The 232-nt window shown below is 54.3% G+C and carries 1 pseudogene; it reads left to right on the top strand.

Annotated features, from left to right (window positions below):
- A pseudogene (locus tag OGY71_RS00035) lies at nucleotides 1-232 on the top strand (putative type VI secretion system effector); the annotation flags it as partial.

The raw sequence follows: 232 nt of genomic DNA, 5'->3' as shown, positions 1-232 counted from the left end.
CCATTGCGCACTATGAATCGGAAGGCAAGAAGGAGTATAAAAAACGGCTGGCGGAACTGTATCGTGAAGAAAAGCAGCTGGCAAAAGCGCTGGCCGATATGCCACCGGACCCGGTACTGCCCCCGCCAGCCCCGCTGATAAAGGTCAGTGGTGTGGTGACAAACTACCACCAGCGCTGCCTGACGCACTATTTTGACACCAAAGCCTATCCGCAGACGTGGGAATATTTCAG

This window comes from Citrobacter sp. Cpo109, from assembly GCF_030332565.1.
In the GTDB taxonomy this organism is placed as follows: domain Bacteria; phylum Pseudomonadota; class Gammaproteobacteria; order Enterobacterales; family Enterobacteriaceae; genus Citrobacter; species Citrobacter portucalensis.
Note: the sequence above shows the minus strand (reverse complement) of the source record. Positions and strands in the feature narration are given on the sequence as shown.